General features: G+C 61.0%; 27 protein-coding genes and 1 riboswitch. Of the genes, 18 read left to right on the plus strand and 9 right to left on the minus strand.

Annotated features, from left to right (window positions below):
* Positions 1-294: 294 nt before the first annotated feature.
* The 5 genes from M5C01_RS07535 (at position 295) to M5C01_RS07555 (ending at position 5,346) form a co-directional block, all read left to right on the plus strand.
* Complete coding sequence (locus M5C01_RS07535; protein WP_103499428.1) at positions 295-1,311, plus strand: metalloregulator ArsR/SmtB family transcription factor; 1,017 nt, start codon at positions 295-297, stop codon at positions 1,309-1,311.
* Positions 1,308-2,498, plus strand: coding sequence for a methionine adenosyltransferase (metK, locus tag M5C01_RS07540; protein ID WP_152736860.1), 1,191 nt, complete (start codon positions 1,308-1,310; stop codon positions 2,496-2,498). Before M5C01_RS07535 ends, metK begins: the two co-directional genes overlap by 4 nt.
* Positions 2,499-2,686: 188 nt before the next feature.
* Complete coding sequence (locus M5C01_RS07545) at positions 2,687-3,082, plus strand: DUF1090 family protein (RefSeq protein WP_152736859.1); 396 nt, start codon at positions 2,687-2,689, stop codon at positions 3,080-3,082.
* Between the two features lie 97 nt (positions 3,083-3,179).
* Complete coding sequence (ligB, locus tag M5C01_RS07550; protein ID WP_152736858.1) at positions 3,180-4,850, plus strand: NAD-dependent DNA ligase LigB; 1,671 nt, start codon at positions 3,180-3,182, stop codon at positions 4,848-4,850.
* A gap of 100 nt (positions 4,851-4,950) precedes the next feature.
* The gene (locus tag M5C01_RS07555; RefSeq protein ID WP_103499424.1) at positions 4,951-5,346 is read left to right on the plus strand and encodes a DUF1090 domain-containing protein; all 396 of its coding nucleotides are present in this window, start codon (positions 4,951-4,953) and stop codon (positions 5,344-5,346) included.
* A gap of 66 nt (positions 5,347-5,412) precedes the next feature.
* Here M5C01_RS07555 and M5C01_RS07560 read toward each other — a convergent pair whose 3' ends face one another.
* Positions 5,413-5,862 (minus strand): cytochrome c, encoded by a 450-nt coding sequence (locus tag M5C01_RS07560; protein WP_152736857.1) that lies wholly within the window; start codon positions 5,860-5,862, stop codon positions 5,413-5,415.
* 146 nt (positions 5,863-6,008) lie between these two features.
* Between M5C01_RS07560 and M5C01_RS07565 the strand changes: the two genes are divergently transcribed.
* Positions 6,009-7,160, plus strand: coding sequence for an MltA domain-containing protein (locus tag M5C01_RS07565; RefSeq protein WP_152736856.1), 1,152 nt, complete (start codon positions 6,009-6,011; stop codon positions 7,158-7,160).
* Between the two features lie 146 nt (positions 7,161-7,306).
* Here the strand turns inward: M5C01_RS07565 and M5C01_RS07570 are convergent, their stop codons facing one another.
* Positions 7,307-7,693, minus strand: coding sequence for an MAPEG family protein (locus M5C01_RS07570; protein ID WP_103498381.1), 387 nt, complete (start codon positions 7,691-7,693; stop codon positions 7,307-7,309).
* 228 nt (positions 7,694-7,921) lie between these two features.
* Here M5C01_RS07570 and M5C01_RS07575 point away from each other — a divergent pair, with 228 nt between their 5' ends.
* Positions 7,922-9,091, plus strand: coding sequence for an MFS transporter (locus M5C01_RS07575; protein WP_152736855.1), 1,170 nt, complete (start codon positions 7,922-7,924; stop codon positions 9,089-9,091).
* Here the strand turns inward: M5C01_RS07575 and M5C01_RS07580 are convergent.
* The 3 genes from M5C01_RS07580 to M5C01_RS07590 all read right to left on the minus strand — a co-directional run bounded on the left by M5C01_RS07580 (position 9,088) and on the right by M5C01_RS07590 (position 10,409).
* Positions 9,088-9,312 carry a helix-turn-helix transcriptional regulator gene (locus M5C01_RS07580; RefSeq protein WP_152736854.1) on the minus strand — a complete coding sequence of 75 codons (225 nt, stop codon included), beginning with the start codon at positions 9,310-9,312 and terminating at the stop codon, positions 9,088-9,090. The genes M5C01_RS07575 and M5C01_RS07580 overlap by 4 nt on opposite strands.
* Positions 9,313-9,324: 12 nt before the next feature.
* Positions 9,325-9,873, minus strand: coding sequence for a DUF2975 domain-containing protein (locus M5C01_RS07585; RefSeq protein ID WP_152736853.1), 549 nt, complete (start codon positions 9,871-9,873; stop codon positions 9,325-9,327).
* Positions 9,874-10,001: 128 nt separating this feature from the next.
* The gene (locus M5C01_RS07590) at positions 10,002-10,409 is read right to left on the minus strand and encodes a hotdog domain-containing protein (protein ID WP_152736852.1); all 408 of its coding nucleotides are present in this window, start codon (positions 10,407-10,409) and stop codon (positions 10,002-10,004) included.
* Between the two features lie 316 nt (positions 10,410-10,725).
* Here M5C01_RS07590 and M5C01_RS07595 point away from each other — a divergent pair, with 316 nt between their 5' ends.
* From M5C01_RS07595 to M5C01_RS07620, 6 genes are all read left to right on the plus strand, one after another.
* On the plus strand, positions 10,726-11,229 hold the full coding sequence (locus M5C01_RS07595) for an inclusion body family protein (RefSeq protein WP_100944655.1): 504 nt from the start codon (positions 10,726-10,728) through the stop codon (positions 11,227-11,229).
* A gap of 121 nt (positions 11,230-11,350) precedes the next feature.
* Positions 11,351-11,863, plus strand: a complete 513-nt coding sequence (locus M5C01_RS07600) for an AidA/PixA family protein (protein ID WP_152736851.1) — start codon at positions 11,351-11,353, stop codon at positions 11,861-11,863.
* Between the two features lie 146 nt (positions 11,864-12,009).
* Positions 12,010-12,116, plus strand: a riboswitch (S-adenosyl-L-homocysteine riboswitch).
* A 21-nt stretch (positions 12,117-12,137) separates the two neighbouring features.
* A complete protein-coding gene (locus M5C01_RS07605) occupies positions 12,138-13,547 on the plus strand; it encodes an adenosylhomocysteinase (protein WP_152736850.1) in 1,410 nt (469 codons plus the stop codon).
* A 133-nt stretch (positions 13,548-13,680) separates the two neighbouring features.
* Positions 13,681-14,526, plus strand: a complete 846-nt coding sequence (gene metF / locus M5C01_RS07610) for a methylenetetrahydrofolate reductase [NAD(P)H] (protein WP_103498387.1) — start codon at positions 13,681-13,683, stop codon at positions 14,524-14,526.
* A gap of 112 nt (positions 14,527-14,638) precedes the next feature.
* The gene (locus M5C01_RS07615; protein WP_152736849.1) at positions 14,639-15,391 is read left to right on the plus strand and encodes a transporter substrate-binding domain-containing protein; all 753 of its coding nucleotides are present in this window, start codon (positions 14,639-14,641) and stop codon (positions 15,389-15,391) included.
* A gap of 433 nt (positions 15,392-15,824) precedes the next feature.
* Complete coding sequence (locus M5C01_RS07620) at positions 15,825-17,705, plus strand: DEAD/DEAH box helicase (protein ID WP_103498389.1); 1,881 nt, start codon at positions 15,825-15,827, stop codon at positions 17,703-17,705.
* Between the two features lie 161 nt (positions 17,706-17,866).
* On the opposite strand, the gene M5C01_RS07625 is transcribed toward M5C01_RS07620, so the two are convergent.
* Positions 17,867-18,463, minus strand: a complete 597-nt coding sequence (locus M5C01_RS07625) for a YceI family protein (RefSeq protein ID WP_103498390.1) — start codon at positions 18,461-18,463, stop codon at positions 17,867-17,869.
* 31 nt (positions 18,464-18,494) lie between these two features.
* Positions 18,495-19,046 (minus strand): cytochrome b, encoded by a 552-nt coding sequence (locus tag M5C01_RS07630; RefSeq protein WP_152736848.1) that lies wholly within the window; start codon positions 19,044-19,046, stop codon positions 18,495-18,497.
* Between the two features lie 284 nt (positions 19,047-19,330).
* Between M5C01_RS07630 and M5C01_RS07635 the strand changes: the two genes are divergently transcribed.
* Positions 19,331-20,737, plus strand: coding sequence for an adenosylmethionine--8-amino-7-oxononanoate transaminase (locus tag M5C01_RS07635; RefSeq protein ID WP_152736847.1), 1,407 nt, complete (start codon positions 19,331-19,333; stop codon positions 20,735-20,737).
* Between the two features lie 176 nt (positions 20,738-20,913).
* Complete coding sequence (locus M5C01_RS07640) at positions 20,914-21,633, plus strand: 16S rRNA (uracil(1498)-N(3))-methyltransferase (protein ID WP_103499348.1); 720 nt, start codon at positions 20,914-20,916, stop codon at positions 21,631-21,633.
* Positions 21,634-21,762: 129 nt separating this feature from the next.
* Here M5C01_RS07640 and M5C01_RS07645 read toward each other — a convergent pair whose 3' ends face one another.
* A complete protein-coding gene (locus tag M5C01_RS07645) occupies positions 21,763-22,380 on the minus strand; it encodes a hemolysin III family protein (protein ID WP_152736846.1) in 618 nt (205 codons plus the stop codon).
* 301 nt (positions 22,381-22,681) lie between these two features.
* Here M5C01_RS07645 and M5C01_RS07650 point away from each other — a divergent pair, with 301 nt between their 5' ends.
* The gene (locus M5C01_RS07650; protein WP_152736845.1) at positions 22,682-23,251 is read left to right on the plus strand and encodes a chromate transporter; all 570 of its coding nucleotides are present in this window, start codon (positions 22,682-22,684) and stop codon (positions 23,249-23,251) included.
* Positions 23,252-23,254: 3 nt separating this feature from the next.
* On the plus strand, positions 23,255-23,797 hold the full coding sequence (locus M5C01_RS07655; protein WP_152736844.1) for a chromate transporter: 543 nt from the start codon (positions 23,255-23,257) through the stop codon (positions 23,795-23,797).
* Positions 23,798-23,995: 198 nt separating this feature from the next.
* Here M5C01_RS07655 and M5C01_RS07660 read toward each other — a convergent pair whose 3' ends face one another.
* On the minus strand, positions 23,996-25,018 hold the full coding sequence (locus M5C01_RS07660; RefSeq protein WP_152736843.1) for a type II toxin-antitoxin system PemK/MazF family toxin: 1,023 nt from the start codon (positions 25,016-25,018) through the stop codon (positions 23,996-23,998).
* Between the two features lie 419 nt (positions 25,019-25,437).
* Between M5C01_RS07660 and M5C01_RS07665 the strand changes: the two genes are divergently transcribed.
* Positions 25,438-25,785, plus strand: coding sequence for a DUF3077 domain-containing protein (locus M5C01_RS07665; RefSeq protein WP_152736842.1), 348 nt, complete (start codon positions 25,438-25,440; stop codon positions 25,783-25,785).

Below are 25,785 nucleotides of genomic sequence, written 5' to 3' on the forward strand. Positions count from 1 at the left end.
ACGCTCACGACGGCTGGGCATCGCTGATCTCCTGGGGATGTTGAAATTGAAAGTGAATAAAACGAAACGGAAAAAAGGCGAGCATTTTCCCTCAGGGACCGCCAGGGGGCAATGACAGATAGTCGCTGCGGGGCGTTTTTCCTGCGGATAGTTGCGCATTCCTTCGGTGAAACCTTTCCGCTGTCGGTCTGTAGAGGGCCACGAAGACCTGAAAGTGCCATCCATCATTCAATATCAAAACTTTTTGATATTGATCTTGCTAGGCGACCGAGGGATCACTAGACTGCTGGCCTTATGAATTTACCTGTGTCCGCGATTCGTCATGACGCCAGCGACGACCTGTCCGCCCTGTGCAAGGCCGGCGGCGATCCGTTGCGCCTGAACGTCCTGCGGGCCCTGGCCAACGATTCGTTCGGCGTGCTGGAACTGGCGCAGATCTTCGGCATCGGCCAATCCGGCATGAGTCATCACCTGAAGGTACTGGCCCAGGCCGACCTGGTGGCGACCCGTCGTGAAGGCAATGCGATTTTCTACCGCCGCGCCCTGCCCCATACCGAACGTCTGGGTGGCAAGCTGCATGCGGCGCTGCTGGAGGAAGTCGACGCGCTCGACTTGCCCGACGACGTACAAGCCCGCATCGGCCTGGTCCACGGCCAGCGCGCCGCCGCCAGCCAGGACTTTTTCGCCCGGGTGGCGGAGAAATTCCGCGCCCAGCAAGACTTGATCGCCGGCCTGCCGCAGTACCGCGAAAGCGTGCTGGCGCTGCTCGACAAGCTGAGCTTCGGCCCCCAGGCCACGGCCCTGGAAGTCGGCCCCGGCGACGGCGCTTTCCTGCCGGAACTGGCGCGGCGCTTCCAGCAGGTCACGGCGCTGGACAACAGCCCGGCGATGCTCGAACTGGCCCGCCAACTGTGTGAGCGTGAAGCCCTGGCTAATGTCAGCCTGCATCTGGCCGATGCACTGCAAGATATCCGGTTGCAGGCCGATTGCGTGGTGCTGAACATGGTGTTGCACCACTTCGCCGCGCCGGCCGAGGCCCTCAAGCAGATGGCCGGCCTGCTGCAACCTGGCGGTAGTTTGTTAGTGACAGAATTGTGTAGCCACAACCAGAGCTGGGCCAGGGAGGCCTGCGGTGATCTCTGGTTGGGGTTCGAACAGGACGATCTGGCCCGTTGGGCCATCGCTGCGGGGCTCGTGCCCGAGGACAGCCTCTATGTAGGCTTACGTAATGGTTTCCAGATTCAGGTTCGCCATTTTCAGCGACCGGCTGGCACCCTCACCATCGGTAACTCAGGAAAACCATCGATATGAGCGAATATTCCGTTTTCACCTCCGAGTCCGTGTCCGAAGGGCATCCGGACAAAATCGCCGACCAGATCTCCGATGCGGTGCTGGACGCCATCATTGCGGAAGACAAGTTCGCCCGTGTCGCGTGCGAAACCCTGGTGAAAACCGGTGTGGCGATCATCGCCGGCGAAGTGACCACTTCGGCCTGGGTCGACCTCGAAGACATCGTCCGTAACGTGATCCTCGACATCGGCTACAACAGCTCCGACGTCGGCTTCGACGGCGCCACCTGTGGCGTGATGAACATCATCGGCAAGCAGTCCGTGGACATCGCCCAGGGCGTTGACCGCAGCAAGCCGGAAGACCAGGGTGCCGGCGACCAGGGCCTGATGTTCGGCTACGCCAGCAACGAAACCGCGGAGCTGATGCCCGCGCCGATCGCCTTCTCCCACCAACTGGTTCAGCGCCAGGCCGAAGCCCGTAAATCCGGCCTGCTGCCTTGGCTGCGCCCGGACGCCAAGTCGCAAGTGACGTGCCGTTACGAAGGCGGCAAGGTGGTCGGCATCGACGCCATCGTGCTGTCGACCCAGCACAACCCGGAGGTCTCCTACAAAGACCTGCGCGAAGGCGTGATGGAGCTGATCGTCAAGCACGTGCTGCCTGCCGAACTGCTGACCAAGGACACCCAGTTCCACATCAACCCGACCGGCAACTTCATCATCGGTGGCCCGGTGGGCGACTGCGGCCTGACCGGTCGCAAGATCATCGTCGACAGCTACGGCGGCATGGCCCGTCACGGCGGTGGTGCGTTCTCCGGCAAGGATCCATCCAAGGTTGACCGTTCCGCCGCCTACGCCGGTCGTTATGTAGCCAAGAACATCGTCGCCGCCGGCCTGGCCGATCGCTGCGAAATCCAGGTGTCCTACGCCATCGGCGTCGCGCAACCGACCTCGATCTCGTTGAACACCTTCGGCACCGGCAAGATCGGCGATGACAAGATCATCAAGCTGGTTCGCGAAATCTTCGACCTGCGCCCATACGCCATCACCACCATGCTCGACCTGCTGCACCCGATGTACCAGGAAACCGCGGCCTACGGCCACTTCGGTCGCACCCCGGAGCAGAAGACCGTCGGCGACGACACCTTCACCACCTTCACCTGGGAAAAGACCGACCGCGTAGACGCGCTGCGAGCGGCTGCCGGCCTGTAATGTAGCCTGCGTCACAAAAGCCCTCCATGGCCGGCCATGGGGGGCTTTTTCATGCCCGTCGAAACTTGCGCGTCGACGCATGCATCCCTAGAATCCCGCCCCCTCTCGAACCCTTTTCCCACTTGGATATTGCACGGCGCCCGTTCGAGACTCCCTTTAGCGCCGTCAATCGAACATTGAGGTTTGCCATGCGTCTCTCCGCACTCGCCCCCGCCGCCATCCTGCTCGGCCTGTTTTCCCTGTCCGCCCAGGCCGCCGATCTGAGCACCCTGGCCGGTGGCCTGACATCGCAGCTGGGCGGTACCGCCGCAACGCCGCCGGCCACTACCGCCGCCGGCGCAGGCCCTTGCAACAAGCAGATCCAGGACCTGCAGGCGAAGATCGATAGCGCCAAGGCCAAGGGCGACGACCTGAAGGTCAGCGGCCTGCAAATGGCCATGGACCAGGCGTCCAAGGGCTGCACCAAGCTCAACGGCCAGGCGGCCACGGCGCCACAACCAGCAGCGGCTCCCGCTGCCGCCCAGGACCCCAAGGCCCAGGCCATGGATACTGGCATGAAGGCACTGGGCGGTCTGCTCAAGTAAGCCGACACACGCAGTAAAACAGCCCTGCCTCGCGCGGGGCTTTTTTATGCGCGGGGTGATCTAGGCTTGGGTTTTAGTCCGAGCAAGGATGCTCACGATGCGCTTCTTCAGTGGTTTTCTGTTGTTGGTCTTTTACCTCGCGGCCCAGGCCGACGTTTGCCCGGACTGGCAAGCGGAACGCGCCCGGCGAGAAGTCGACGCCCTGCAAACCCAGTTGGCTGAATGGGACCACAGCTACCATCAACAAGGTCGCTCGCCGGTGGCCGACGAACTCTACGACCAATCCCGACAGCGGCTTGAACAGTGGCGCGGCTGTTTCCGGCTGCCCTCCGCCAAGCCGGACACCACAGCGGGCGCGGGCGGCCCCGCCCTTCATCCAACCGCCCATACCGGCCTCGACAAACTGCCGGACGCCGAAGCCGTCCGGGCCTGGATAAAGGGCCGCGAAGGCCTGTGGATTCAGCCCAAGGTCGATGGCGTGGCGGTGACCCTGGTGTATCGCCAGGGCCGGCTGCACCAGGTCATCAGTCGCGGCAACGGGTTGAGCGGGCAGGACTGGACCGCCTCGGCCCGCAAGATTCCGGCAATCCCCGGCACCTTGCCGGAGGCCCGCGACCTGGTGCTGCAGGGCGAGTTGTACTGGCGCTTGCCGAATCATGTGCAGGCCCACCAAGGTAGCTTGAATGCCCGTGGCACCGTGGCCGGTTTGATGGCCCGGCACCAGCTCGGCAGCACGGAGGCGGCGGGCATCGGCCTGTTTGTCTGGGACTGGCCGGAAGGGCCGGCGACACAGGAGGAACGGTTGGACGGATTGCAGGCACTGGGCTTCCCGGACAGCAAGACCTACAGCCAGCCCATCGCAGACTTCACGGAAGCCGAACACTGGCGCAATCACTGGTACCACCAGCCATTACCGTTCGCCAGCGACGGAGTGGTTCTGCGCCAGAGTCGACGCCTCGCCGCAAAAAACTGGCAAGCCCAACCCCCCTACTGGAGCGTGGCCTGGAAATACCCCCACGCCCAGGCCTTGGCCCATGTGCGCAAAGTCAGTTTCAACATCGGCCGGACCGGGCGGATTACCCCCATGCTGGAGCTGACGCCGGTGCTACTCGATGACCGGCAGATCAAGCGGGTCAGCCTCGGTTCGCTGCCACGCTGGCAGGCCCTGGATATCCACCCCGGCGACCAGGTGGCGATCAGCCTCGCCGGCCTGACCATCCCGCGCCTGGACAGCGTGGTCTGGCGCAGCCGCGAACGTGAACCGCTGTCCGTCCCCGACCCTCGGCACTTCCATGCCCTGAGCTGCTGGCAATATGGCCCGGGATGCGAAAGCCAGTTTCTTGCCCGCCTGCGCTGGCTGAGCGGCAAGCAGGGGCTGGACCTGCCGCACCTGGGCGGCGGCACCTGGGAAAAGCTGCTGGCGAGCGGGCACATCCATCGACTGCTCGATTGGTTGACCCTGGAGGAGGAAGAGCTTGCTACCATTGCCGGCTTTGGCCCGCGCAGCCGTGCGCGATGGCTGGAAACCGTGCAACTGGCCCGACAACGACCGTTCGAGCGCTGGCTCAAGGCGCTGGGGCTGCCTCCCAGTGCAACGGCACCGCTGGACGAGTCCTGGCCGGTATTGGCAGGTCGTACGACCGAGGCGTGGCAGGCCATACCCGGCGTCGGCGCGGAGCGGGCCCTGCAACTGAGCGCTTTTTTCCGCGACCAGGAAGTGCAGGCCCTGGCCGAATCTTTGCGTAATGCCGGTATCGCGGGATTTTAAGGAGACAATCCATGTCTATTTCAGATAATTCATACAGACAGCACGGCCATCTATTTTCAGAGTGACTGTTTTTCAATCAGTGTTTCAGTCCGGAGTGTTTATGCAATTTTTTCCACCGCTGGCGATTTTTACCTTGTGCAGCGTCCTCGCCGCCCCCTTGCTGGCTGCTGAAGAACCCACCGAACTGACCGGTTGCGCGGCCAAGCGCCAGGCCATCAGCAACCAACTCGACATCGCCAAGGCCCAGGGCAACAGCGAGCAACAGACCGGCCTGGAAAAGGCACTGGACGAAGTGACCACCCATTGCACCGATGCCTCGCTGAAAAGAGAGCGGGAAAACAAGGTGCTCGATGCCAAGCACGAAGTCAGCCGCCGTCAGGCCGACCTCGACAAGGCGATGAAAAAGGGTGATCCGGACAAGATCAACAAGCGAAAGGAAAAGCTCGCCGAGTCGCGCAAGGACTTGCAGAACGCGCTGGATGAACTGGACAAGTAGGCCACCGGCCCCCTGAAAACACCGCACACCCGTGTAGGCGCTGTTGCCCTTTATCGTCCGTCCACCTCAATGATCGCGAAATTCCTTATGACAGGCATCGCAGGCATCCTCGACCTTCTCGACCGCCGGCTTCAGGGTACTGGCCTTGTAAGGCTGGACCTGACTGGCAACCCGCAGCTCCCCGGTCGCCGCTTCCAGCGAGCGCGCCAACTCCTGGAAATGCGCCTGCTTCTGCCAGACCGCGTCCCGGGCGCTGGTATGCTCCGCTTCCTTGACTTGCGGGAAGTGTTTCCACGGCTCGCGGGACAGGCTGTCGAGCTGGTTCGCGCCCTCGACGAAACGCGGCCCGTCAAAAGGAATGCGACCGCGCAGCATGCCGCCCAGGTCTTCGCTGGTCTTGAGCATCTGCTTGAAAATGGCCTTGCGCTGGCCCAAAGGAGAATTCGGGTCGACACCGCCGCACGCACTGAGGGTCAGGCAGGCCAGCAATACAACAGAAAGTCTTTTAAGAGTCATGATGGCTTCAGGTCACGGGAAACGGCGGCCAGTATCCTCGCCTGATCGCCAAAGACCAAGAGCCCGAACCTTTCTTAACCACACTAAATCAGTGGATTTACTGAACAAAGTCTGAACAGGCCATTACCCAAGGAATTCACCGCTGTATGAACACCTCTTTCAAACGACTGGCCGCAAGCCTTTGCGTACTCGCCCTGCTCGCCGGCTGCAAACCCAAGCAACCTCCAACACCTCCAGCCCCGGTGGACACCTACCTCAAGGCCGACTGGCAAGCGCTGCCAACCGTGTCCGACGCCGACCTGCAAGCGGGTTTCACCTCGTGGCGTAGTGCCTGTGCCCGGCTCAAGGCCGATACCAACTGGGGGCCGACCTGTCTGGCGGCCGCCTCCGTGGCCAATACTCCGGCAGCCATTCGCGATTTTCTCCAGCAGAACCTCGAGGTCTACAGCCTGCGCTCCGCGCAGAACAGCGCCGACGGCCTGATCACCGGCTACTACGAGCCCGTCTACCCCGGCAGCCTGACCCAGACCGCCAAGGCCACGGTGCCGGTGTATGGCGTACCGGACGACCTGATCATCGTGCAGCTCGACAGTCTCTACCCCGAACTCAAGGGCAAGCGCCTGCGCGGACGGCTGGAAGGTCGGGTGGTGAAACCCTATGACGATGCGGCGCTGATCGCCACCCAGGGCGTCAAGGCCCCGGTACTGGCCTGGCTGACCGACCCGATGGACCTGCAATTCCTGCAGATCCAGGGCTCGGGCCGGATTCGCCTGGACAACGGCCAGCAGCTGCGGATCGGTTACGCCGACCAGAACGGCTACCCCTACCGCGCCATCGGCCGCTGGCTGGTGGAACAGGGCGAGTTGAAGAAGGAAGACGTCACCATGGGCGCCATCAGCGCCTGGGCCAAGGCCCATCCGACGCGTATCCCGCAATTGCTCGGTAGCAATCCCAGCTATGTGTTCTTCGCCCGCAACCCGGACAGTAATGAAGGGCCACGCGGTTCGCTGAACGTGCCGCTGACCGCCGGCTATAGCGTGGCGGTGGATCGCAAGGTGATTCCGCTGGGCAGCTTGTTGTGGTTGTCGACCACCAAGCCGGACGGCAGCGCCCTGGTGCGTCCGGTGGCGGCCCAGGATACCGGCGGCGCGATTGCCGGCGAGGTCCGCGCCGATCTGTTCTGGGGCACCGGCGATGCGGCGGGGCAACTGGCCGGGGATATGAAGCAGAAAGGCAATATCTGGATGTTGTGGCCCAAGGGCGTGGCGTTGCCCAAGGCAGCGGATGTCGGTAGCTGATTAGTGCGTAGCCTGTACGGGCCTCTTCGCGGGCAAGCCCTGATGTCGTTCGCTAACTTTGTGTACGACACAACCCTGTAGGAGCAGGGCTTGCCCGCGAAGAGGCCCGTACAGACGCTGCACAACCCAATGACTGAAACGCCCCCTCAGATCGACACGAAAAAGAACGCCGCAATCAAGGCCATCCCGACAAACCACACCAGCGAGCGCAGCATCGCCCAGTCCGCCAGGTAGCAGATGATGTAGAGCAGGCGGCTGGTGATAAACAGCACCGCCAGCACATTGATGGTCACCAGTGACGCCGTGCCGACGAAATGAGCAATGATCACCGCCGCCGCAAAGGCCGGGTTCACCTCGAAGCTGTTCAAATGCGCCGAATGGGCCCGTTTGGCGAAACCTTCAAGACCGGCGAGAAAGGCCCGCGGATCATGGTTCTGGCGCGGACCGAACTTGCCGCCACTGAACTTGGCGATACCGATACACAGGTAAGGCAGGCAAAACGCGATCAATACACACCAGAAAGCAGCGGTCATAACAGGGTCCTTGAAGAGTGCCCAGAGGCGTCGCCGACAACACTAGCGCATAACCGGACAATCCGCAGAAACCGATTCGCCAACGCTGTGCGGCTGTTTATACTGACCGCACCACGCCGCACTTCATGCGCATAGACCTATTCCAATAAATTCCGCTTCTGCCCGATCGCACGTGATCGGGCCAGTGGCATGCGTACGCCCGGCCCCGCTGCCCAGGAGATCACCCGCATGCCACTCGCCTTGCTTGCCCTCGCCGTTGCCGCCTTCGGCATCGGCACTACCGAATTCGTCATCATGGGCCTGCTGCCCGATGTCGCCCGCGACCTTGGCGTCAGCATTCCCAGCGCCGGCCTGCTGATCACCGGCTACGCCCTGGGCGTGGTCTTCGGCGCGCCGATCCTGGCCATCGGCACCGCGAACATGCCGCGCAAGGCCACGCTGCTGGGCATGACCCTGATGTTCATTCTCGGCAATATGCTCTGCGCCCTGGCGCCGAACTACACCACCCTGATGGCCGCACGCGTGGTCACGGCCTTGTGCCATGGCGCCTTCTTCGGCATCGGCTCGGTGGTGGCCGCCGGTTTGGTCGCGCCCAATAAACGGGCCCAGGCCATTGCGATGATGTTCACCGGCCTGACCCTGGCCAATGTGCTCGGCGTACCGCTGGGCACTGCCCTCGGGCAATACGCCGGCTGGCGCTCGACCTTCTGGGCGGTATCGGTGATTGGCGTGATCGCGGCCATTGCGCAGTGGGTCTGGCTGCCGAAACATATCGCCATGGACAAGGCCAACCTGGCCAGCGAGTTCCGCGTACTGGGCAAGACCAATGTGCTGATGGCCCTGGGCATGAGTGTGCTGGCCTCGACCAGCCTGTTCAGTGTCTTCACCTATATCGCGCCTATCCTGCAGGACGTCACCGGTGTCAGCCCCCACGGGGTCACGATCATGCTGCTGTTGTTCGGCGTCGGCCTGACGGCGGGCAGCATGCTCGGCGGGCGCCTGGCCGACAGCCGCCTGCTGCCCTCGCTGGTGGGCATGGCCCTGGCGGTGGTGCTGGTGCTGGCGGCGTTCAGCCAGACCAGCCGCTCGGTCATCCCGGCGGCGATCACCCTGGTGCTGTGGGGGATCTTTGCCTTTGCCCTGTGTCCGATCCTGCAACTGCTGATCATCGACCAGGCCCATGAAGCGCCGAACCTGGGTTCGACCCTGAACCAGAGCGCCTTCAACCTGGGCAACGCCACCGGCGCCTGGATCGGCGGACTGGTGGTGGGCAGCGGCATCGACCTGGCGGACCTGCCCTGGGCCGGGGCGTTGAGCGGCTGCGTCACGCTGCTGGCGGCGCTGTTCTTTATCTTCCTGCAACGCCGTACTCAGTCCTTGGTCAATACCTCGGCTTAAGCGTCAGCGCCTGTTACGACGGGTCGATATTTCAGCAGATCGCCGGGCTGGCAATCGAGCGCCTGGCAAATGGCCTCAAGGGTCGCCAGGCGAAAGCCCTTGACCTTGCCCTGCTTCAACAACGAAAGGTTCTGTTCGGTGATGCCAATCTGCACCGCCAGGTCCTTGGACTTGACCTTGCGCATGGCCAGCATCACATCCAGCGTTATTTCAATCGACATCGACACACCCTGCTAGATGAACTGTTGGTTTTCACGGGCCATCCGGCAGGCATTGCCCATGATCCGGGCCACCAGCATGACCGCGGCGGCCAGAAACAAGGCCACCAATTGAGCGGGGCTGAAACCGAGACTCAGCAGGCGCTCTCCCGGTGGCCGCAACAGGGTTATCCACACGCTCATCAGCGGATACAGCAGCACACTGCAAAGCACCCAGAGACCGACACTCTTGCCTACCGCGCCCAGCAGGCTGGCCGTTTCCCGGGAAAAATATTCACCCTGCGCATAGGTCTGGAACAAAGCACGCAACGCTTCCAACCCACGCGTCAGGACCAGCAATGGAATGCTGCTCAGCAACATGCCGCCAGCCACCTGCCACCAGGGCATTGCGGCGATGTCGACTTCAAGATCCCTGACCAGGGAGGTCAGGTTGAAGTCCAGCCCATGCTCGACAAGCACCGGGAAAAGCCAGCAAGCCACGTTCAACAGCAACATGCTCACCAGCAAAACCAAGGTGGCATTCGCCAACCAGCGACTGTGCCTGATCAAACGATCATCTTTCATTGAATACTCCTGTCAGTTCTTTGGCCGGATGACCCGGCAAAGAAACTAACAGGGGGTAAAATTATCGCAAAACGATAATTTATTACAAAATAACAGCAACAAATAGCCTTATGCCACAACCCAACCGATCACGCCTGGGCCGCCTCGTCTTCCTTGAACTGATCCTTCACGTACTTGATCTCGGTCCGCCCGTGGGGCGCTGGCAAGCCATCCTCGCCAAGGTTTACGAAGACCATTTTCTCCACGGTCAGGATACTTTTGCGGGTGATCTTGTTGCGCACTTCGCAGGTCAGGGTGATGGACGTACGACCGAACTCGGTGGCGGTGATGCCCAGTTCGATGATGTCGCCCTGGCGCGAGGCGCTGACGAAGTTGATCTCGGAGATGTACTTGGTCACGACACGCTGGTTGCCCAATTGGACGATGGCGTAGATCGCCGCTTCCTCGTCGATCCAGCGCAGCAGGCTGCCGCCGAACAGCGTGCCATTGGGATTGAGGTCTTCGGGTTTGACCCATTTGCGGGTGTGGAAATTCATGCATTCTCCTGACCGTCTTGCCGCCGGATGAAAATATCCGACAGGCCTGAGCCCTCATGTTAGAACGCTTGCCCACCGACTCCAACCACCCGCGACCACCAGTCTAAAAATGACCCATTAGCCACAAGGCTGTTTGACAGCTCTTTGCCCTTGGCTATTCTCCGTCCGTGACCTGCTGGAACGGACCCAGCATTCAGCCAACCGGAACTTGGCAACATAGCGCCATCAGACGAACGCGCAGGACGCGCAAGCTCCGCGAGGCCATGGGAGACCAGCATCTCACCATTGACCTACCACCAAGTAAGGACGCTTAAACATGTCTAGAGTTACTGATGTACTTGTCAGCTTTGACACTGAAACCATCCTGAAAAAATACCCCAACCCCAGCCGCAACCCCGATCAGCCGACGCTGATCGACTGGCAACACGTCTACATGATCACCAACCAGGACAACGTGGTCAGCGGCCAGGCCGGTGGCGAACTGGATCTCAAGGCGCAGGTCGGCGACCTGATCCGCTGGCGGGAAACCAGCCTGTCCCTGGGCTTCGAGAAATCGGTGATTTTCTACCGGTTCATCGGCAACGTCGGCGCCAACCTGATCTCGACCCCGACGCCACGCAAGGCAACCGCCTCGTTCGCCCAGCCCAACACCAGCAACCCGGTCATTCCGACCTGTCAGAAAGTCGACAATTACTACTGGTCGTCCGAGACACTGGAGACCGGTCGTGTGACCTACCACTTCAACTTCATGATCGTGGACCGCGACTGCAAACCTTGCGGCTACTTCTCCTGGGATCCATTCATCACCATCCATAACTGAGGCGGCTGTTGCGCTGACGCTTCGTGGCCAACGCGAGGCGTCATCCCTGGCGGCCCGCCACGGCTGACCGCGGCAAGCTGGCCAGGGCGCAGCATCGGCAGACTCAGGGAAGGAGACCTCCATGCCCCAAGACGCATTCGACAGACACCTGCTGTTTGTCCTCGACACCGAAACCCTGCTCGAGAATCATCCCGGTCCCAGTGCCTCGGCTGATTCGCCGACCAGGGTCCAGTCCCGCCACCTGTTTATCCAGGGCGCTCGTCCGGAACACTGGCAAGGCCCGGAAGAACAGCCCTTCAGCCTCTCGGCACACCCCGGGGACAGCCTGCATATTCGCTTTGCGCCGATTGCCCTGCGCGGCGAAAACCTGCTTTTTGTGCACGACCTCCAGGTCCTGAACAACAGCATCCTCAGCCCCGCGACGGCGTCCACGCGGTCCGGCGTCAGCCTGGCACGGCCGCGCTTCGACAACCTGCTGGAGATTGAAACAGAAACAGCGGATGACTATTTCTGGGAAAGCCGCCTGAATGCCCATGGTCGTACCGGCCTCGATATCCGCTTTGCCCTGCTTGGGAACGACTGCTCGATCCTCGGCTATTTCTCCATGCCCCTGGAGCTCGACTTTCAGCCCTGACCCCCAGTTGGAAACCTTCAGCGTCGACCCCGGGCGGGTCGACGCGACAAACTGCACGCTAATCACTTGGGCAAGCCGCAAAAGCCGCGTTATAATGCCGGTCGTTTCAAAACGGTCATCTTCCCTTGATACCGTTTTCCCGCCACCTGTCCGAGGGGCGCTGCAGCAGGCTCGACCTGTCAGGCTCGGATGGGGCGTTGTTCGTTCAGGACTCCCTGCACGGACACTAAACGCACAACGGCGCCCATTCGCATACTACGAATGGAGGCTCTTCATGAGCGCTGTCAACACGCCTGCAGATTTCAACGACTACAAAGTCGCCGACATGTCCCTGGCTGCCTGGGGCCGTCGCGAAACCATCATCGCCGAATCGGAAATGCCGGCCCTGATGGGTCTGCGCCGCAAGTACGCCGGTGAGCTGCCGCTCAAAGGCGCCAAGATCATCGGCTGCATCCACATGACCATCCAGACCGCCGTACTGATCGAAACCCTGGTTGTCCTGGGTGCCGAAGTACGCTGGTCGTCCTGCAACATCTTCTCGACCCAGGACCAGGCCGCTGCCGCCATCGCCGCTGCCGGTATCCCGGTGTTCGCCTGGAAAGGTGAAACCGAGCAAGAGTACGAGTGGTGCATCGAGCAGACCATCCTGAAGGACGGTCAGCCTTGGGACGCCAACATGATCCTCGACGACGGCGGCGACCTGACCGAGATCATCCACAAGAAATACCCGGCCATGCTGGACAAAATCCACGGCGTGACCGAAGAAACCACCACTGGCGTGCACCGCCTGCTGGACATGCTGGCCAAGGGCGAGCTGAAAATCCCGGCCATCAACGTCAACGACTCGGTGACCAAGAGCAAGAACGACAACAAGTACGGCTGCCGTCACAGCCTGAACGATGCCATCAAGCGCGGCACCGACCACCTGCTGTCCGGCAAGCAAGCGCTGGTGATCGGCTACGGTGACGTGGGCAAGGGCTCGGCCCAGTCCCTGCGTCAGGAAGGCATGATCGTCAAGGTCTCCGAAGTCGACCCGATCTGCGCCATGCAAGCCTGCATGGACGGTTTCGAAGTGGTTTCGCCATTCATCAACGGCCTGAACGACGGCACCGCCGCCAGCATCGACGCGGCCCTGCTGGGCAAGATCGACCTGATCGTGACCACCACCGGTAACGTCAACGTCTGCGATGCCAACATGCTCAAGGCCCTGAAAAAGCGCGCCGTGGTCTGCAACATCGGTCACTTCGACAACGAAATCGACACCGCTTTCATGCGCAAGAACTGGGCATGGGAAGAAGTGAAGCCACAGGTGCACAAGGTCCATCGCACCGGTCACGGCGATTTCGATCCACAGAACGACGACTACCTGATCCTGCTGGCCGAAGGCCGTCTGGTAAACCTGGGTAACGCCACCGGTCACCCAAGCCGCATCATGGACGGTTCGTTCGCCAACCAGGTCCTGGCGCAGATCTTCCTGTTCGGCCAGAAGTACGCCGACCTGCCCGCCGCTCAGAAAGCCGAGCGCCTGACCGTGGAAGTGCTGCCGAAGAAACTCGACGAAGAAGTGGCCCTGGAAATGGTCCGCGGCTTCGGCGGCGTGGTCACCCAACTGACCAAGACCCAGGCCGACTACATCGGCGTGGCCGTCGAAGGTCCGTTCAAGCCGCACGCCTATCGCTACTGATACGCCTGGTTCCTTGTAGGAGCGAGCTTGCTCGCGATAGCGGTGTCACTGACACTCCGCGTCGCGTTCATCGCGAGCAAGCTTGCTCCTACAAGAGCCAGCATCCGGCTTTCGCGTTTCCAAGGATCCGACCATGTCCCAAGATCGTCGCTACAGCTTCGAGTTCTTCCCGACCAAGACCGATGCTGGGCAAGAAAAACTGCTCGCCACTGCCCGTCAGTTGGCCAGCTACAACCCCGACTTCTTCTCCTGCACCTACGGTGCCGGTGGTTCGACCCGCGACCGCACGATCAATACCGTGCTGCAGCTCGAGAGCGAAGTAAAGATTCCCGCCGCACCGCACCTGTCCTGCGTCGGCGACAGCAAAGCCGACCTGCGCGGCCTGCTGCAGCAATACAAGGGCGCCGGTATCCAGCGCATCGTCGCCCTGCGCGGTGACCTGCCTTCCGGCATGGGCATGGCCAGCGGCGAGTTGCTGCACGCCAATGACCTGGTGGCCTTCATTCGTGAAGAAACCGGCAGCCACTTCCATATCGAAGTCGCCGCCTACCCGGAAATGCACCCGCAAGCGCGCAACTTCGAAGCCGATCTGCAGAACTTCGTGCGCAAGGCCAACGCCGGCGCCGACAGCGCGATCACCCAGTACTTCTTCAACGCCGACAGCTACTTCTATTTCGTCGAGCGCGTACGGGCGATGGGCGTGAACATCCCGATCGTGCCGGGCATCATGCCGATCACCAACTACAGCAAGCTGGCGCGCTTCTCCGACGCCTGCGGCGCGGAAATCCCACGCTGGATCCGCAAGCAACTGGAAGCCTACGGTGACGACACCCAAAGCATCCAGGCCTTCGGCGAGCAGGTGATCAGCCAGATGTGCGACCGCCTGCTGGAAGGTGGCGCGCCAGGGCTGCACTTTTACACCCTGAACCAGGCGGAACCGAGCCTGGCGATCTGGAACAACCTGAAGCTGCCGCGCTGAAAACTGCAAGCCCCTGGAAATCCGGGGGCTGCAACCGTGTTACCCGAGCAAGCCCCCCAGAGAAAACACGCCAGCGCTTCTATTCGCCGCTCCAGCGTCGTAATCTCCAGCCATGCCCGTCATTGCCCAACTTCTGACAGCCGTGCTTTTTGCTTGCCTGAGTTTTGCCGCTCAAGGTGAAAAGCTGCGTATTGTCACCGATCCCTGGGCCCCCTACGCCTACGAAGAAAACGGCCAGGCCAAAGGGCTCGACTACGAAACCACGGCCACTGTCTTCCAGCGCCTGGGCGTAGAGGTCGAGTGGCAGTTCCTGCCCTGGAAACGCTGCCTGATGCTGCTCGACCAGGGCCAGGCCGATGGCGCCCTGGATATCTTCCACAACCACGAGCGCGACAACAGTCTGCTCTACCCCGGCGAACCCTTGTCGGAAGTGGAGTTCGTGATGTTCTTCGCCAAGGCCCGCCCTCATCCCTTTACCACCCTGGGAGAACTCAAGGGCCTGACCATCGGCACCTCGCCTGGTTATCTGTACGGTTCGGTGTTCAAGGACACCACGGGCCTCAAGCGCGAAGACGGGCCCAGTCACGAAGCCAACTTCGGCAAACTGGTCCGCGGTCGCATCGATCTGCTGATCACCGATCGGCGGGTCGGCCAGCGCCTCCTGAAACAACTGCAGTTGCAGGACCAGGTCGACCAGTACCCGACGGTGATTGCCCGGGAAAGCCAGTACCTGGCGATCCGCCGTAACGCAGGAATGGACCTGTTGGTCCAGCGTTTCGGCGCCGAGCTGCGGCGTTTCAAGCGTGAACCGGCCTACGCCGCGCTGGTTGCCCGCTATACCGACAAGGCCAAAAACGTCCCTTGATCTACGCAGGACCTTGTAGGAGCAGAGCTTGCTCGCGAAGGGGCCCTCAAGAACGCCGGAGCTTCGTCGGAACGCCACCCGGACCCGGGACTGCGCCGCCCCTGATAACAAAAGCACAAACCGTTGAGCAGCAGGAAAGCGGCGCGCGGCGTTTGCTCTGTTATACTCCGGCGTTCCCGCCAGGCTCACGCCCGGACGCTCGACCTTGCATCAGGTATTCCGACACTGCGACCAGCGCCGCCCAAGGGCCCGCGCGAGCAGTGCGTAGAGCCTCAAGGCCCAGCAGGACCGGACGGGATGCGCCCCAGGGGTCTGCAAGAAAACTCGCCGGGCCACAAGACATGCGGCCAGCTTTCCTCTTGCAGAACCTGAAACGCCATTCGCGCCAGGCAAGATTCCCATCGGGCCAAGCCCTAACTGAACAGGATTACTCATGTCCTTTGCTTCCCTCGGTCTCTCCGAGGCTTTGGTCGCTGCCATCGAGGCAGCCGGCTACACCGAGCCTACTCCGGTGCAACAGCGGGCCATTCCCGCCGTGTTGCAAGGTCGCGACCTGATGGTCGCGGCACAGACAGGTACGGGTAAAACCGGAGGCTTCGCCCTTCCGATTCTGGAACGGTTGTTTCCCAACGGTCACCCGGACAAATCCCAGCGTCACGGCCCGCGCCAACCCCGCGTCCTGGTCCTGACCCCGACCCGTGAACTGGCTGCCCAGGTCCACGAGAGCTTCAAGGTCTACGCCCGTGACCTGAAATTCGTCAGCGCCTGCATCTTCGGCGGCGTCGGCATGAACCCACAGGTTCAGGCCATGTCCCGTGGCGTCGACGTGCTGGTTGCCTGCCCGGGTCGTTTGCTCGACCTGTGCGGCCAAGGCAGCGTCGACCTGTCCCACGTGGAAATCCTCGTGCTGGACGAAGCCGACCGCATGCTCGACATGGGCTTTGTCCATGACGTGAAGAAGGTCCTCGCGCGCCTGCCGTCCAAGCGTCAGAACCTGCTGTTCTCGGCGACCTTCTCCAAGGACATCACCGACCTCGCCGGCAAGCTGCTGCACAACCCGGAACGCATCGAAGTCACGCCGCCGAACACCACGGTCGAGCGTATCGAACAGCGCGTGTTCCGCCTGGCCGCCAGCCACAAGCGTTCGCTGCTGGCGCACCTGATCACCGCCGGCGCCTGGGAACAGGTCCTGGTGTTCACCCGCACCAAGCACGGCGCCAACCGCCTGGCCGAGTACCTGGACAAGCACGGCCTGAGCGCTGTCGCCATCCACGGCAACAAGAGCCAGAACGCCCGCACCAAAGCCCTGGCCGACTTCAAGGCCGGTGAAGTGCGCATCCTGGTGGCCACCGATATCGCCGCGCGCGGTTTGGATATCGACCAGCTGCCGCACGTGGTGAACTTCGAACTGCCGAACGTCGACGAAGACTACGTGCACCGTATCGGCCGTACCGGCCGGGCCGGTCGTTCGGGCGAGGCCATTTCCCTGGTCGCGCCGGACGAAGAGAAGCTGCTGAAAAGCATCGAGCGCATGACCAAGCAGAAAATCGCCGACGGCGACCTGATGGGCTTTGATTCCAGCGCCGTGGAAGCCGAGAAGCCGGAAGTGCGCGAGCGTCCGGATGTGCGTAATCCACGCACGCCTCCACGCGGTCCGAAGGGCGATGGCCCGAACGGCGGCGGTGGTGGTGGCGGTCGTCGGGATAAAGGCAAGGACAAGGGCGGCAAGGAAAAGGCCCCCGCCAACGGTCGCGGTGAGCGTCCGGCTCGCGAGCAGAAGCCCCGTGAAGGGACTCCGGCTCGCGAACAGCGTCAGCCAAGCCAGCCGCCACGCGCGGCGGCGGATCGTGCTCCGGATGAGTTCCTGGATGACGATGTGGATAACTTTGGGAATCGCGTTGACTACGTGCCTCAGGCCAAGCCGGCTCAAGGTCGTGGTCGTCGTCCGGGGGCTCCGGCTCAGGGTGGCGCCGCGGGTGCGGGTGCTCCGCGTACCGGGCAGCCGCAGGGTCGTCAGAATGGTCCGCGTAGCAGCAACGGTGCGACTACCGGGACGCCTCCGGCCAAGCGCAGCGGTCCACGTAATGGCGCTCCCCGTGATGGGCAAGCCCGTCGTGAGGAGTCGCGCAATCGTCGTCCGGCGCGGGATGATCAGCCTCGGGAAGAGCCGGCGGTGCAGAACCCGCGCGGGCCAGGGCCGAAGATCATTCATAAAGAGTCGAAGAGCGATCGCTTCCCGACGCCTGAGCAGTTGGATCAACTGCCAGGGCGTCCAAGAGGCGAGAAGCCGGCGTTGTTGACTCGCAATCGCTGAGTTGATGGCGCAATGAAAAACGCCCCCGGTTCGTGAGAGCCGGGGGCGTTTTTTATGGGGCCCTTTCAGGCCCCCATTTATTGTGGGAGCCGGCTTGCTGGCGATTCGATGGTGCATTCACCAATGCTATCGCTGGCAAGCCAGCTCCTACATTCTCAGCATTACTTCGCTTTCACACCTTCAAACGTGATGTACAGCTCTACCGCATCAGACGCTGGACCCAAATCCATCATCTTGCCGAAGTCCGAACGCTTGATGTGCGCTACACCTTCGAAACCAGCGCGGTAGCCGCCCCATGGATCCTTGCCTTCACCCAGGAAGGTAGCCTTGACCACGATCGACTTGGTCACGCCGTGCAAGGTCAGGTCGCCCGTCACGTCAGCCGTGTCTTTGCCATCGGCATTCTTGCCAGTGGATTTGACCGCAGTGGAGACGAACTTGGCATCGGCAATATTGGCAACGTCCAGGAAGTCCTTGCTGGAGATGTGCTTGTCACGCTCGGCATTGTTGGTGAACACGCTGGCGGTACGCACGTTGACTTCAATCTTGCTGTCTTCAGGCTTGGCCGCATCAAAGCTGAACTTGCCGTCCAGGTCCTTGAAGGTACCGGTGATGTAGCTGTAGCCCAGGTGGCTGATCTTGAAATTGACGAAGGCGTGCTGGCCCTGCTTGTCGATCACGTAATCCGCAGCCATCGCCTGACCGGCAACAAACAGTGCAGAACCGATTGCCAGAGCGGCGAGAGTCTTTTTCAACATACTTCTATTCCTTTTGAGTCGAGGTTGAACATCAGGCTTTGCGACCCAGCATGCGGGTCAGCGTCGCATCACGGTCGATAAAGTGGTGTTTCAGAGCAGCCAGACCATGGAGAACCGCAAAGATCACCACGGTCCAGGCCAGGAACAAATGCACACTGCCGGCCACATCCGCCTGATTGGGGATGCTGGAAATCAAGGCAGGCACATCGAACAGGTTGAACACCGGAATCCCGACACCTTCGGCGGTGGAAATCAGGTACCCGGAAAACATCAAGGCAAACAGGCCGAGATAGAGGAACGCATGACCGAACTTGGCACCCAGGCGGGTCAGTCGACCATGGTTGGCCGGTGACGGCGGCGGCGGGCTAATAAAACGCCAGATCAGCCGCAGCACCATGACCGCGAACAGGGTCAGGCCGATGCTTTTATGCAGGTCCGGCGCCGCCTTGCGCCATTCGCTGTAGTAGTCGAGCCCGACCATCCACAAGCCCAGCGCAAAAAGACCAAACACCACCAGGGCAACGCCCCAATGCAGGAAGATACTGACAGCACCGTAGCGAGAGGATGAATTGCGTAGCTGCATTGCCGGAATCCTGTAAGTGATGCGCCCAAGACTAATGGTTTACCTATCGAATTAAAGCGGAAAATTTCGCTTTGAAATATCGAAAAATACGATTATCAGTCTGAGACGAGCGCGTTAAGAAAATATTAAGGTCGATCCGTGAAGTGAACACCTGGGCCCACGGGTTTATTCGGGCTCTCCATGTTTCGGCAACGACGCCATGGGTTGTCCTACGGCCGCGCATTGCATAGGCTTGCGCGATTGTGTGTCCGCCTGCGTCGCGGACAAGCGCCCGGAGAGTGGAAATGAGCCTGAATAACCAGTGGATGCAACGCGACCTCGCGGTGGTATGGCATCCCTGCACCCAGATGAAAGATCACGAGCAACTGCCGATGATCCCCATCAAGCGCGGCGAAGGCGTCTGGCTGGAGGATTTCGACGGCAAGCGCTACCTCGACGCGGTCAGTTCCTGGTGGGTCAATGTGTTCGGTCACTGCAACCCGCGCATCGGCCAGCGGATCAAGGATCAGGTCGACCAGCTCGAGCACGTGATCCTCGCCGGTTTCAGCCATCAGCCGGTGATCGAACTGTCCGAACGCCTGGTGCAGATGACGCCCGAAGGCCTGACCCGCTGCTTCTATGCCGACAACGGTTCGTCCTGTATAGAAGTCGCGCTGAAGATGAGCTTTCATTACTGGCTCAACCGTGGCCTGCCGGACAAGAAGCGTTACGTCACCCTGACCAACAGCTATCACGGCGAGACCGTGGCGGCAATGTCGGTGGGCGATGTGCCGCTGTTCACCGAAACCTACAAGGCCCTGCTGCTGGACACCATCAAGGTGCCGAGCCCGGATTGCTACCTGCGTCCGGAAGGCATGAGCTGGGAAGAGCATTCGCGCAATATGTTCCTGGTCATGGAACAGACCCTGGCGGAAAACCACGCCAGCGTCGCCGCGGTGATCGTCGAGCCGCTGATCCAGGGTGCCGGCGGCATGCGCATGTACCATCCGGTCTACCTCAAGCTGCTGCGCGAGGCCTGCGACCGGTATGGCGTGCACCTGATCCACGATGAAATCGCCGTGGGCTTCGGCCGGACCGGGAGCATGTTCGCCTGCGAGCAAGCCGGTATCCGACCGGACTTCCTCTGCCTGTCCAAGGCCCTGACCGGCGGTTACCTGCCGCTGGCGGCATGCCTGACCACCGAAGACGTCTACAGCGCCTTCTACGACGACTATCCGACCCTGCGGGCGTTCCTGCATTCCCACAGCTACACCGGCAACCCACTGGCCTGTGCGGCGGCGTTGGCAACCCTGGATATCTTCGAACAGGACAACGTTATCGAGAACAACAAGGCTTTGGCCCAGCGGATGGCCAGTTCCACCGCGCATCTGGTGGGCCATCCGCATGTCGCCGAGGTTCGCCAGACGGGTATGACCCTGGCGATCGAGATGGTCCAGGACAAGGCGAGCAAAACCGCCTATCCGTGGCAGGAGCGCCGTGGGTTGAAGGTCTTCCAGCACGCCCTGGAGCGCGGCGCCTTGCTGCGGCCGCTGGGCAGCGTGGTGTATTTCCTGCCGCCGTATGTCATTACCCCGGAGCAGATCGACTTCCTGGCTGAAGTGGCCAGCGAGGGGATCGATATCGCTACCCGCACGGGTGTCAGCGTGGCGGTGCCGGGCAATTTCCATCCGGATTTTCGTGATCCGGGCTAGGATGTTGGCTTGAGTTCATCCGGAGCCAGTCATAACGCCTTCGCGGCGGTTCGGCGATCCCACAGTATTTGAGTCAAGCCCGAATGCTGTGCTCGACACAAAACCTGTGGGAGCGGAGCTTGCCCGCGAAGAGGCCCTCCCCAGCAACACATCATTCCGATATCCAGAGATTCACCATGCGACTGTCCCGCTTCTTTATCGACGCCCCCCTTAGCCTCGGCGAACACGAGCTCCCCGAGGCCCAGGCCCACTACATCGGCCGCGTTCTGCGCATGGCCGAAGGTGACGCCCTGCAAGTGTTCGACGGTTCGGGCACGGAATTCCTCGGCACCTTGCTGGAGGTCGGCAAGAAGCGCGTGCGCATCCAACTGGCCGAAAGCTTCGCCGGGCAGACCGAATCCCCCCTGCGCATCCACCTCGGCCAGGGCCTGTCCCGGGGCGAGCGGATGGACTGGGCGATCCAGAAAGCCACCGAACTGGGCGTCAGCGAAATCACCCCCATCGTCAGCGAACGTTGTGAAGTACGCCTCAAGGACGAACGCGCCGACAAACGCCTGGCCCACTGGCGGCAGATCGCGATCAGCGCCTGCGAACAGTGCGGCCGCTCCAGCCTGCCAGTGATTCATCCGCCGCTGTTGCTGGCCGAGTGGGTGAAACAGACCGAAGCCGAACTCAAGCTGGTGCTGCACCCGGTGGCCGAGCCACTGACCAGTCACCCCAAGCCGGGGACGCTGGCATTCCTGATCGGCCCGGAAGGCGGGTTGTCGGACGGCGAAGTGGCCCAGGCCGCGCAAGCCGGTTATCTGCCGGCGCGCCTCGGCCCAAGGGTGCTGCGTACCGAGACCGCGCCAGTGGTGGCTTTGGCGGTGGCCCAACAGCTGTGGGGCGATTTCTGACTTTCTGACACACCGCAAAACCCTGTAGGAGCCGGCTTGCCGGCGATGGCGGCCGATCAGGCGATGCAAGGCTCACTGGCCTCATCGCCGGCAAGGCGGCTCCTACAAAGGTCTGCGCTCGACCTCAAGTCAGATCACGTACCAGGAAATCGCCACAAAATGCAGCACGCTGCCGGCAATCACGAACAGGTGCCAGATCCCATGAGCATGCCGCAGCCGATAATCCAGAGCAAAGAAGATAATCCCCAGGGTATATAGCGCCCCGCCGGCTGCCAGCCAGACAAACCCCGCCGTCCCCAGTGCGGCGAGCAGCGGCTTGACCGCCACCAGCACGATCCAGCCCATCACCGCGTAGATCACAATGGACAGGATCCGCGCCTCGGAACGTGGCTTGATCTCCTGCAACATGCCGATCACCGCCAGGCCCCAGACGATCCCGAACAGCGTCCAGCCCCAGGGCCCGCGTAATGTCACCAGGCAGAACGGCGTGTAGCTGCCGGCAATCAACAGGTAGATCGACAGGTGATCGACCTTCTGCATGATCACCTTGGCCCGCCCACGCACGCTGTGATAAACCGTCGACGCGCTGTACAGCAGCAACAGGGTCACGCCATAGATCGCTACACTGACAATCTTCCAGGGGCTGCCGTCGAGGCTCGCCACCACCAGCAACCAGATCGCCCCGATACACGCCAATACGGCCCCTACCAGATGGGTCCAGGCGTTGAGTCGTTCCCCGTGATACATCTGCCACTTACCTCGCTTGGTCGAAACAACTGCGCCCAAGGCTCAGGCCTGACGGACAAAAGCACAAGAGTCTTGGCATGACATCGTCAGGAAGAACCTCTCTCCAGGCACCTTCCCACAAAAAACAAAGCCTCTACCTTCTATATATCGCCCCATAGATTAAGAAAAAAAGACCAACCCTGACAGAAAACTAAAAGCCAGGCCGTCCCCCTCTGGCGTGTCACGTCCGAACCGGTTTTACTGATGGCCCGTTGCCCGCTCAACGGCGTCATGACCTGAACCCAGGCGTTCAACGGAGCCCATGCTGATGTCCGCGCCCGCACTCACCTCCCCTGCTCCTTCGCCCAGCCTCTGGCAACTCTTCTATAACTTCGCCATGGTCGGCCTGTTCGGTTTTGGCGGGGTCATGCCCTGGGCCCGGCAGATGATGGTCGACCGCCGACGCTGGGTCGACGAGCCGGCCTTCAACGAACTGCTGACCACCGGCCAGTTCTTCCCCGGCCCGAATATCGGCAATGTCAGCATCATCTACGGCCGCCGCCAACATGGCCTGGCCGGGGCTTGCGCGGCGTTGTTCGGGTTGTACCTGTTTCCGTCGATCATCACCGTGCTGGCGGGTTTCGCCTATGCCCGCTGGTGGAGCAATGACGCGGTGCAACAGGTGTTCGGCGCGATCATGCCGATTGCCACCGGGCTGATGCTCGGCACCACCTTGCGCCTGCTCAAGGCCATGCCGCGCAATCTCGCCAACTACTGCGCCTTCGGCGTGACCTTTATTCTGATGGGGGTGCTGGTGCTGCCGTTATGGAGCGTCTTGCTGATCTGCATTCCGCTGTCGATTGCCCTGCGTTTTCTCGACAAACGAGCCTGAGCCATGCAGACCGTGCTGTTCCACCTGATGATCCAATGCGCGCTCTGGTCCTTGATGGCCATTGGCGGCAACACCGTGGCCCTGGGCGATATCCACCGCTACACCGTGACCCAGATGAACTGGATCAGCGACGCCCAGTTCGTCGCCTTCTTCGCCCTGTCCCAGGCGTTGCCGGGGCCCAACGGCATGTTCCTGGTGTTTATCGGCCAGCAGACGGCGGGCCTGCCCGGGGCGCTGGTGGCGTTGACGGCCAAGCTGCTGCCGTGCTCGATGCTGACCTGGTTCGGCGCTGGCTGGCTGGAAAAACACACCGAAACCCCGTGGGTGCAACGGATCAAGCGCGCCTTGCTGCCGATCTCGGTGGGCCTGATCCTCGCGGCCAGCTACATCCTGATTCGCAGCATGGAAACCAGCACCTTGAGTTTGCTGCTGACGCTAGTCAGCGCCGCGGTGGTCTATTTCAGCCGGGTCAATGCCATCTGGTTGATTCTGGCGGGGGTGGGGTTGGGTTTGTTGAGTTCGGCGTTGGGGGTTGGGTGGTTCTGAAAGACATTTCCCAGGGCACAAAAAAGCCGCCCCTGAAGGCGGCTATTTTGTACATTTTACTTTCACAGAAAAGGGTATTAGCCCTGTCGCCCGGGTAGAGTTCTGCTCTCGATTTCCGGACCATGCTTTCCAATGCTATTGAAAACCATAGTTCGTGTCAATCTGCTCAGGACCAGCAGACCGAACAAGCCGTGTAAGTCAATGCCCGTTCTCGGCGTCCAGAGCGCGCTGAAACTCAAGCTCATCCTCATAGTCACGCCCCATGGACTCAGCCCAGCTTCTGGCCAATCGCTCGACTGCCGACAAATGATTGAGGCGTTGCGCTTGATCCTTCAATTGAGCCGTCAGAGAATCGACAGATGCCTGAAGCTGATCAACCTGGCGCTGGCTCTGTAGGACATCGTTATAGGGGACATGGTCACCCGCTCCAATCGCGTGAATCAACGCGTTCTTGAGCTTTTTGCTCTCGGAGCGACTGAGGGCAATGCCATAGTTGGCGTTGCGCCCTGAACTTCGCCCCTCTTTGAAATAGCTGACCGGCGGTAAAATCCTCTGTACAGACACACACTCAAGCATGCTGCAAATGACGTAACTTTCTTTACCGCTGTTCTGATACCTAGGCATTTTTTCGAGTGTACTTCGATCAAGCTTGAACGCCGTTCGATCACCCGGCTTTATCTCTTGAGACGTAACAGGAGCGACCTGAATCAGGTTCGCTGATATCACTTTCACGACCACCGCTAACCGCCGCTTGTGCATTTCCGCCTCAAGCAACGTATCCATATAACGCTTATTCGTTTTACTGATCGCGTTCATCCGGCCAGCCCTCTGGACAAACCCGTAATCCACCTCCACCAACGTGCCCTGCTGCCCCAGAATTTTCTGTGCCGTCAGACCCTTGTTTGATTTCAGAGTCTGGTAAAGAAATATTTCCTTGGACACATCATGTCGTTTGATCAAGACCGAGAAGAAAGCTGGCTGCTGTGCATCCGCGGGTGTCGCCGCTACCGACTCCACCCGCCACAGATGATTATCGATACCAAGAAAGCATTTCGTGAAGAACACCGGATGCAAGGCACGATCACCCTTTGGCTGGGGTATTCCTGGAATGAGTACCTCTTTAATATTCTCGTAAATTTCAGTCCCCAACAGGACCGATGTTCCAGGCACTCCGTCGCGAGACGTAATGACCTCCAAATAACGAACAACAATTGTCTGCATGTGCGTCCTTGAGATTGTGATTAAGGGGCCGCTCATGCCCACGCCAGTTGCTGGGGTGATCATAGTCCGAAAAAATCGCCAGTTTGCAGACCACTGAATGCGACTTTACTCTTTCACTTGAGTGAAATTTCCTAGAAAATCCTGACCGCTTGCGCCTGCCAAAACACGTGGCTAGTCTTCGTTCGTCACTGCCAATTCAGTGATCGGGTTTAGCAGCCCGCGTTGAGTCAAGGCGCATAGCGCCCCCGTCCTGTCAGGCGCTTTTTTTGTGGCCTGCGCATTATGGTGGCTGTGCGCAGGGCATCTTCGGGTGCGCCGGTTTCTTGACTCGCCGGTCTGCTAACCTGCGTACGGCCGCCACCTAACCATTTAGCAGTGGTGTTTGGCGGCTCAACTCACATGTTGAGAGAGTCGAGAATATGTCGAAGATTACCCCCGACCCACCCGTCAGCCCGCTGCACAGGCACGACAAAACCAGCGACCGGGTATTCGCCCACTACAACCTGCCACCGGTTGAACCATCCGAACCTTACAAACTACCGGAAAGCCTGTTCCAGATTCGCGCGGATGTGCGCTCGGAAGAGTCGCTGACCACCGCCTACGAGTTGCTGGAGTCGGCCGCCGCAACAGCCTATGAATCCGTGGAAAACCTGAGTGGCGCCAACCGCAAGGTGGTGCTGGGCGTGGTGCATCTGATCGAGTTGGCGAAGGCGCTGGTCGATTCGGCGTTGGATAAGCGCGGGGTAGAACACCCGCAAAACTCGTAG

The sequence above is a fragment of the Pseudomonas sp. MWU12-2319 genome, assembly GCF_023242525.1.
In the GTDB taxonomy this organism is placed as follows: domain Bacteria; phylum Pseudomonadota; class Gammaproteobacteria; order Pseudomonadales; family Pseudomonadaceae; genus Aquipseudomonas; species Aquipseudomonas gingeri_D.

Coding starts and splice junctions, on each gene's coding strand:
- M5C01_RS07535 (WP_103499428.1), top strand. CDS start 295: ATGAATTTACCTGTGTCCGCGATTCGTCATGACGCCAGCGACGACCTG.
- metK (WP_152736860.1), top strand. CDS start 1,308: ATGAGCGAATATTCCGTTTTCACCTCCGAGTCCGTGTCCGAAGGGCAT.
- M5C01_RS07545 (WP_152736859.1), top strand. CDS start 2,687: ATGCGTCTCTCCGCACTCGCCCCCGCCGCCATCCTGCTCGGCCTGTTT.
- ligB (WP_152736858.1), top strand. CDS start 3,180: ATGCGCTTCTTCAGTGGTTTTCTGTTGTTGGTCTTTTACCTCGCGGCC.
- M5C01_RS07555 (WP_103499424.1), top strand. CDS start 4,951: ATGCAATTTTTTCCACCGCTGGCGATTTTTACCTTGTGCAGCGTCCTC.
- M5C01_RS07560 (WP_152736857.1), bottom strand. CDS start 5,862: ATGACTCTTAAAAGACTTTCTGTTGTATTGCTGGCCTGCCTGACCCTC.
- M5C01_RS07565 (WP_152736856.1), top strand. CDS start 6,009: ATGAACACCTCTTTCAAACGACTGGCCGCAAGCCTTTGCGTACTCGCC.
- M5C01_RS07570 (WP_103498381.1), bottom strand. CDS start 7,693: ATGACCGCTGCTTTCTGGTGTGTATTGATCGCGTTTTGCCTGCCTTAC.
- M5C01_RS07575 (WP_152736855.1), top strand. CDS start 7,922: ATGCCACTCGCCTTGCTTGCCCTCGCCGTTGCCGCCTTCGGCATCGGC.
- M5C01_RS07580 (WP_152736854.1), bottom strand. CDS start 9,312: ATGTCGATTGAAATAACGCTGGATGTGATGCTGGCCATGCGCAAGGTC.
- M5C01_RS07585 (WP_152736853.1), bottom strand. CDS start 9,873: ATGAAAGATGATCGTTTGATCAGGCACAGTCGCTGGTTGGCGAATGCC.
- M5C01_RS07590 (WP_152736852.1), bottom strand. CDS start 10,409: ATGAATTTCCACACCCGCAAATGGGTCAAACCCGAAGACCTCAATCCC.
- M5C01_RS07595 (WP_100944655.1), top strand. CDS start 10,726: ATGTCTAGAGTTACTGATGTACTTGTCAGCTTTGACACTGAAACCATC.
- M5C01_RS07600 (WP_152736851.1), top strand. CDS start 11,351: ATGCCCCAAGACGCATTCGACAGACACCTGCTGTTTGTCCTCGACACC.
- M5C01_RS07605 (WP_152736850.1), top strand. CDS start 12,138: ATGAGCGCTGTCAACACGCCTGCAGATTTCAACGACTACAAAGTCGCC.
- metF (WP_103498387.1), top strand. CDS start 13,681: ATGTCCCAAGATCGTCGCTACAGCTTCGAGTTCTTCCCGACCAAGACC.
- M5C01_RS07615 (WP_152736849.1), top strand. CDS start 14,639: ATGCCCGTCATTGCCCAACTTCTGACAGCCGTGCTTTTTGCTTGCCTG.
- M5C01_RS07620 (WP_103498389.1), top strand. CDS start 15,825: ATGTCCTTTGCTTCCCTCGGTCTCTCCGAGGCTTTGGTCGCTGCCATC.
- M5C01_RS07625 (WP_103498390.1), bottom strand. CDS start 18,463: ATGTTGAAAAAGACTCTCGCCGCTCTGGCAATCGGTTCTGCACTGTTT.
- M5C01_RS07630 (WP_152736848.1), bottom strand. CDS start 19,046: ATGCAGCTACGCAATTCATCCTCTCGCTACGGTGCTGTCAGTATCTTC.
- M5C01_RS07635 (WP_152736847.1), top strand. CDS start 19,331: ATGAGCCTGAATAACCAGTGGATGCAACGCGACCTCGCGGTGGTATGG.
- M5C01_RS07640 (WP_103499348.1), top strand. CDS start 20,914: ATGCGACTGTCCCGCTTCTTTATCGACGCCCCCCTTAGCCTCGGCGAA.
- M5C01_RS07645 (WP_152736846.1), bottom strand. CDS start 22,380: ATGTATCACGGGGAACGACTCAACGCCTGGACCCATCTGGTAGGGGCC.
- M5C01_RS07650 (WP_152736845.1), top strand. CDS start 22,682: ATGCTGATGTCCGCGCCCGCACTCACCTCCCCTGCTCCTTCGCCCAGC.
- M5C01_RS07655 (WP_152736844.1), top strand. CDS start 23,255: ATGCAGACCGTGCTGTTCCACCTGATGATCCAATGCGCGCTCTGGTCC.
- M5C01_RS07660 (WP_152736843.1), bottom strand. CDS start 25,018: ATGCAGACAATTGTTGTTCGTTATTTGGAGGTCATTACGTCTCGCGAC.
- M5C01_RS07665 (WP_152736842.1), top strand. CDS start 25,438: ATGTCGAAGATTACCCCCGACCCACCCGTCAGCCCGCTGCACAGGCAC.